Source organism: Mesorhizobium sp. M0293 (assembly GCF_040321735.1).
GTDB lineage: Bacteria > Pseudomonadota > Alphaproteobacteria > Rhizobiales > Rhizobiaceae > Mesorhizobium.
Genome location: NZ_JAMYSA010000195.1, coordinates 1 through 5,986 on the forward strand (window position 1 = coordinate 1; position 5,986 = coordinate 5,986).

Below are 5,986 nucleotides of genomic sequence, written 5' to 3' on the forward strand. Positions count from 1 at the left end.
TGCCGATCGCCATCATTGCTGCACTTGGTCCTGGCATTTGGAGCGCTGTGATCGCGCTCGGTGTCTCATGGTTCCCAGGAACGGCTCGCATTATGCGCGGCGCGGTTCTGCGGGTGCGCGAGGAACTTTACATCGGCGCCGCGCGAACGATCGGTTTGGGGCATCCGGGCATTCTGGTTCGCCACGTCCTGCCAAACTCGCTGACGCCGGTCATCGTTGCGGCCTCGGCGGATTTTGGCTACGCGATCCTGGCCGGTGCATCGCTGAGCTTTATTGGCTTGGGCGCAAGGGCTCCGGCGGTCGAATGGGGACTGATGGCGGCGGATTCCCGGGTCGACTTCCTCGATCACTGGTGGACTGCGCTGTTTCCGGGTCTTTCCATCTTCGTGACAGTGCTTGCGCTCAATCTCGTTGGCGACGGCCTCCGCGATATTCTTGATCCAAAGCAGGGCCGACGGGAATGAGCGACGCGGTTCTTCAGGTGAGCGGCCTCGGAGTGACTTTTCCCGGCCTTTTCCGATCGACTTCGATCCTGCGTGGCGTTGATTTCGAAGTTGCTGCAGGCGAAGTGCTCGGCTTGGTGGGCGAGTCGGGCTGCGGGAAGTCCATGACCGCGAGCGCTTGTCTTGGCATGGTGCCGCCGCCCGGATGCGTCACCGGCAGCATCAAGATCGACGGGCAGGAGGTCATTGGGCGGCCCGAGTCCGAACTGCGTGCGATGCGCGGCAGCCACGTTGCGATGATCTTCCAAAATCCTATGCGTTCCATGAACCCGTTCTTTACGCTTGGGCGGCAGATGATCGATGTCATCTGTTGCCACCGACCGGTCGGCCGGCTGGAAGCGCGTTCCGTGGCCTTGAGCGAGCTCAAGGCCGTACGCATCCCTGACCCGGAGCTTGCACTTGAGAAGTACCCGCACCAGCTTTCGGGCGGACAGATCCAGCGTGCCTTGATTGCGCTCGCGCTCGCTTGCCAGCCGCGCCTTTTGATCGCCGATGAGCCGACGACGGCACTCGACGTGACCATCCAGGCACAAATCGTCTGGCTCCTGCGGCGCCTGGCCGATGAGAAGGGCCTTGCCGTCGTGTTCATCACACACGATCTCGGCATCGTTTCGCAACTTTGCGACCGCGTGGCCGTCATGTATGCGGGCCGGATCGTCGAGATGGGCGGCGTGGAGGCGGTGATCGACCAGCCTCGCCATCCCTATACGGCAAAGCTGCTGGGTACGGTTCCCGTAGTTGGCCGCGGTACCCGCGATCTCGTCTCAATCCCCGGCCATGTACCCGATCCTGGGATACTGCCGACCGGCTGCGCGTTTCACGACCGGTGCGACCGGGCGACCGACATCTGCGCAGAGGCGGATCCGCCGGCCCGGACCTTTGGCGAGGACCACTTGGCGCTATGCCATCATGCCGTTCGCCATCAACAGGTCACGGAGGCACCATGAACGCCGCACCGCCCATTCGCCTGGTCTCCGTGGAGGGCCTGCGCAAAGTCTATCCTACGCGCCACGGCGCCATAAAGGCCTTGGACGACATCAGCTTTCAGATCGCGCCGGGCGAGACGCTGGCACTCGTCGGCGAATCGGGCTGCGGCAAGAGCACGCTCGCCTCCGCACTCCTGGGGCTTGTGAAATTCGATGCAGGCACAATCGAGATCGGCGGCAATGTAGTCACCGCCCACCTGCACGGGACCACAATGCCCCCACGCCGCGACATCGGCGTGGTGTTTCAGAACCCGCATTCCTCGCTCGATCCGAGGATGAAGGTGCGCTCGATCGTCGGCGAACCGCTGAGCGGTATTCTAGGCATGCGCGGCGAAGCCGTCACCCGGCGCGCCGGTGAGTTGCTGAGCCAAGTTGGACTCGGCGCGGACTACCTCAACCGTTATCCCCATCAGCTCTCGGGTGGGCAGATGCAGCGCGTTGCCATCGCACGTGCGTTGGCGCTTGAACCACGGCTGCTTGTCCTCGATGAGCCTACCGCCGCGCTCGATGTCTCCGTGCAAGCCCAGATTTTGAAGCTTCTTAAGGCTCTCCAGGCAAAAACAAACGTCAGCTATCTGTTCATCACGCACGATCTTGGCGTCGTCGACTACATCGCCCACCGCGTCGCCGTCATGTATCTTGGCCGGATCGTGGAGAGCGGGTCCGTTGATGAGGTCTTCGCCGATCCGCGCCACCCTTACACGCGGGCATTGCTCGACGCTGTGCCGGTCATTGACCCTCGGCGACGGCGCCAGTCCCCACCGCTCGACGGCGAGGTCCCAAGCCCTCTCAACCGCCTTCCCGGCTGCGCCTTCGCACCACGTTGCCGTTGGGCGACGGACGAGTGTCGCTCATCGGAGCCTGCGCTTTGCGAAGAAGAGCCAGGACGGCGGGCTTACGCATGTTTCCGTCCATTGGCGCCTCAAACGACGTCCAGATAAGGAGAAGCCAGGTCGTACTGGAGGTCCGCGTGGCGTCGATCAGACCGCGAAGAGTTCTGTTCTCGACTGGATGTAGCGGGCAGGGCTAACGGCATCGGTTGTGAGTGGCTGACGGTCGAAAGCCAACGCTCTGTTTCCTGAGTTATAAAAATCCCAATTTGAAAAGGCCCGCGCCGCATGAAGCTTTCTTCGACCGCCAATCCCGACCTCGTTCCCCTGTTCGACAACCAACCGCGCTGGAACCTGCCCGACTACCGCCGCCGCGGCTTCCACAACCACCACATTACGATGCGCTACGGCATGTCACTGCGCGCCCCCGACGTCCTGCCACTCAGGAAGCAGATCGACTGGACCATCGGCGAACGCCCCGGCGTCGTACGTTTCCTCACCATGCCGCATTTCACGGCCTTCATCGTGGTACGCGGCGAGCGCATCCTCTACGAGCGCTATGCGCCGGACTTTGGGCCCGACAGGCCGCATCCCATCATGTCTATCACGAAGACGACACTCAACTTCATGCTCGGCCGCGCGGTGGCCGACGGCCTCGTCAATCTTGACGAACGAGTAAGCGCTTATCTGCCGGAGATCGGGACGGGCTACGCCGAGGCGACCGTCAAGGCGGTCGCCGACATGAACGTCGCCAACGACTTCTCAGAGGACTACAGCGACGCCCAAGCGACAGTCTACAACATGGACGCCGCCAGCGGCTCGCGCCTGCCGCCGGTAGGCCAGAAGGAGGAAACGATCCGCTCCTACCTCTGCAGCGTCACGGGCGGCGACCTGGCAAATCGCACCGGGTACGCGCTTTACAAGTCGAGCAACACTGAAGTGCTCGGCTGGATTATCGAGCGCGCCAGCGGCCGGGCGTTGCGCGACTGGCTGATCGAGATCGTCGAGGCGGCCGGTATCGAAGGCTGCTATCACACGGCCTGCGACCGCGAGGGCGTGCCGGTGTTCGACGCCTGCCTCTCAGCTCGAGATCTCGCGCGCTACGGACTGCTCTTTGCGCGCAAGGGGGAAGGTATCGACGGCCGCCGCGTCGGCGATGCCGCTTTTATTGAAGAAACACGTCGGAATCCCGGTCCTCCCATGCCGAAACCACGTGACTGGTTCCGGTACAGCAATCAAATGGCGACCGACGGCACCTGGCTCGGCCATGGCGGCTATGGTGGCCAGTACATGCTCGCAAATCCTGACACCGGCATCGTCGTCGTCTACTTCAGCGTGCTCGAGAACACGGGCGACCCCGACCCCGATCCCAACTTCCAAGGTCCTCTGGTGAAGATGATGGCCGAGCTCGCTGCGGAAGTTTGAGCGGGTATTGGCCGAACTATCATCTCTCGGACCTGCGCAACAATCCGCCTGCGGCCGTTGATCTATCATCCAGGCGCCACGCTCGATGGATATCGCGAACAGTCCACAGCCCGAAAAGGACAAACCAATGGGTAAACTTAACCTGCCGCACGGCAAAAAGATTGCCGTAAATTTAGGTGTCGATTTCGATGCTCAGGCCCTGTGGCTGGGCGGCTTCAACCGCCCGTCCCCGTCCTCCATGTCCCGCGGTGAATTTTGCGCCGCCGTCGGCGTGCCGCGAATTCTTGACCTTTTCAAGCGGGCAGGCATCAAATCCACGTTTTTCACCCCCGCCCATACCATCGACACTTTCCCAGAAATCAGCAGGCGGATTTGCGAGGAGGGCCATGAGATTGGTCATCATGGCTACTACCATGAGAATCCAACCCTGATTTCCCGAGAGACGGAAAAGCGCCTAATGGATCTTGCATTCAAGACTTACAAAAGCGCACTCAGCCTTCGGCCGGTCGGCTATCGTTCTCCATATTGGGACTATAGTGAAAGCACGCTCGATCTGATCGAGGAAGCAGGTTTTAAGTACGACAGCAGCTTGATGGCTCGGGATCTCGTTCCTTACCATCCGCAGCGTTGGCAGGTACGTTGGGAAACGGGCAACATCGCCGGCTCAGCTAGCAAGGTACTCGAGATTCCCGTAAGCTGGTATCTGGACGATTTCCCGCCATTGGCTTACACCGGCGCTAACGAAACTATGGGCGATACAGAAACCGTTCTCCGCCGCTGGAAGGACATCTTCGATTATTGCTATAACAATCAGCCCAACGGCATCTATGTAATGGCACTCCACCCGCAGATCATCGGTCAGGCACATCACATGATCATGCTAGAGCGTCTCATCGAATACTTCAAGACTCATGAGGGCGTTTGGTTCGCGACCTGCGAGGAGATCAGCGGGTGCTGGCAGGACGACGACGAAGACCGTCGCCTAATGGCACTACCCGATGCCCGCGGAGTGGAGCCAATGCCTGCTGATTATCACTGGCCCAGACGACACGTGTAATTTCACGCTAGTGTTTATGCTATGGCCGTTGCTCGTCAGTGCCCATCGAGTTGGCATCATATTACTAAGATCATGCTACTGTCCGCGATTAGCAGACTGCACATCATGCCACCAGATCCATTAGCCGGCAGTCAACTAGGAGGCGTGATTGCCGAGATTTTGCAGCACATTGCCGCCCCCCTGCAAGCCCTCGCCCCAGCGACGGGACCTGGAAGAAGTGGCGCCTAATAACCCTTCTGAGCTGTTCGACGACAACGCATCGGAAGTCGCTGCACCGTGCGGATTCCGCACCAACGTCTCATCGTCGATCATAAAGTCATGTTTTGCACCCGGTTGCCATCGGCCGGTTCGGTCCTATCACTTCGAAATCCACCTTCCGCCTGGTGACCGCGAAGTGCATTGATTAGATGCGGGATGAGCATCTCTCCGTCGGGGTGACTATCTTCGTCGGTGAGAAACGAGGCGCGTCATCGGCATGCCTCTCACGGCGGCATCACGCTTGTTGTTCTTGAAGTAAGGCCGAACCTATTGCGCGAGACTAGCCGGACGTTGTGCCCCACGCTCCGTAGCGGCCGACCCCAGAAATTCGTTCCCGGGCAAACCTCCCCGTGGGGGTGAGTCGATGCCATCATGGCCGCTGGCGCTGCCAGCCTCGCGCAACCGCCAGCGAGGCGCTCCTGCGCATCGCTCAAGTCTACTAGATCGGGAACGTGGATCGAGAACGAGGTCTGCCCCAATCAGGGGCGCGCCCGCGCCACGCGCCATGAGAGGTGTGGCTGAAGCTACAGGATCGGCACCCCTCCGGGCACAAACTCAGTTTGCTTTCGAGAAGGCTGGCCTCGCAACGCGAGGGGGTCAGGCGCGGACGCTTGGGCTACTGCCCCCGGTATGATGGGAAGCAGGATTTTCGAAGGGTACTTCTTCGAATGATAGACTCTGTTGACGGAGGGGCCGCCGATGGGGATGCTGGCGTAAAAATTGTGCGGATATCGATCGGGCGCCGATGTCTGGTCCAGAATAGAACAAGGAGCGCCGATGGTCAGTTCGAGGCGGTGCCCTTGCCGGACGACGTGAGCAATCGGGTTCAGCAACGACATCCGTATCTCGTAGATTTCACCCGGTATGAGCTTTTCACTTTTGCGAAAAGAATGAACCACCTCGTCAGCATATGTCCGCGCTTCATCG

At 60.5% G+C, this 5,986-nt stretch carries 6 protein-coding genes; 5 read left to right on the forward strand and 1 reads right to left on the reverse strand.

Annotated features, from left to right (window positions below; genetic code table 11):
- Positions 1–14 precede the first annotated feature (14 nt).
- The 5 genes from NKJ06_RS33845 (at position 15) to NKJ06_RS33865 (ending at position 4,801) form a co-directional block, all read left to right on the forward strand.
- Positions 15–464, forward strand: a complete 450-nt coding sequence (locus NKJ06_RS33845) for an ABC transporter permease (protein WP_352812262.1) — start codon at positions 15–17, stop codon at positions 462–464.
- Entirely contained in the window at positions 461–1,450 is a 990-nt protein-coding gene (locus tag NKJ06_RS33850; RefSeq protein WP_352812250.1) for an ABC transporter ATP-binding protein, read from the forward strand. Before NKJ06_RS33845 ends, NKJ06_RS33850 begins: the two co-directional genes overlap by 4 nt.
- Entirely contained in the window at positions 1,447–2,430 is a 984-nt protein-coding gene (locus tag NKJ06_RS33855) for an ABC transporter ATP-binding protein (RefSeq protein WP_352812252.1), read from the forward strand. Before NKJ06_RS33850 ends, NKJ06_RS33855 begins: the two co-directional genes overlap by 4 nt.
- 177 nt (positions 2,431–2,607) lie before the next feature.
- Complete coding sequence (locus NKJ06_RS33860; RefSeq protein WP_352812255.1) at positions 2,608–3,744, forward strand: serine hydrolase domain-containing protein; 1,137 nt, start codon at positions 2,608–2,610, stop codon at positions 3,742–3,744.
- Positions 3,745–3,829: 85 nt separating this feature from the next.
- Positions 3,830–4,801, forward strand: coding sequence for a polysaccharide deacetylase family protein (locus NKJ06_RS33865; RefSeq protein WP_352812258.1), 972 nt, complete (start codon positions 3,830–3,832; stop codon positions 4,799–4,801).
- Positions 4,802–5,583: 782 nt separating this feature from the next.
- Here NKJ06_RS33865 and NKJ06_RS33870 read toward each other — a convergent pair.
- On the reverse strand, positions 5,584–5,986 hold a 403-nt coding region (locus NKJ06_RS33870), incomplete at its 5' end, for a CocE/NonD family hydrolase C-terminal non-catalytic domain-containing protein (protein ID WP_352812260.1).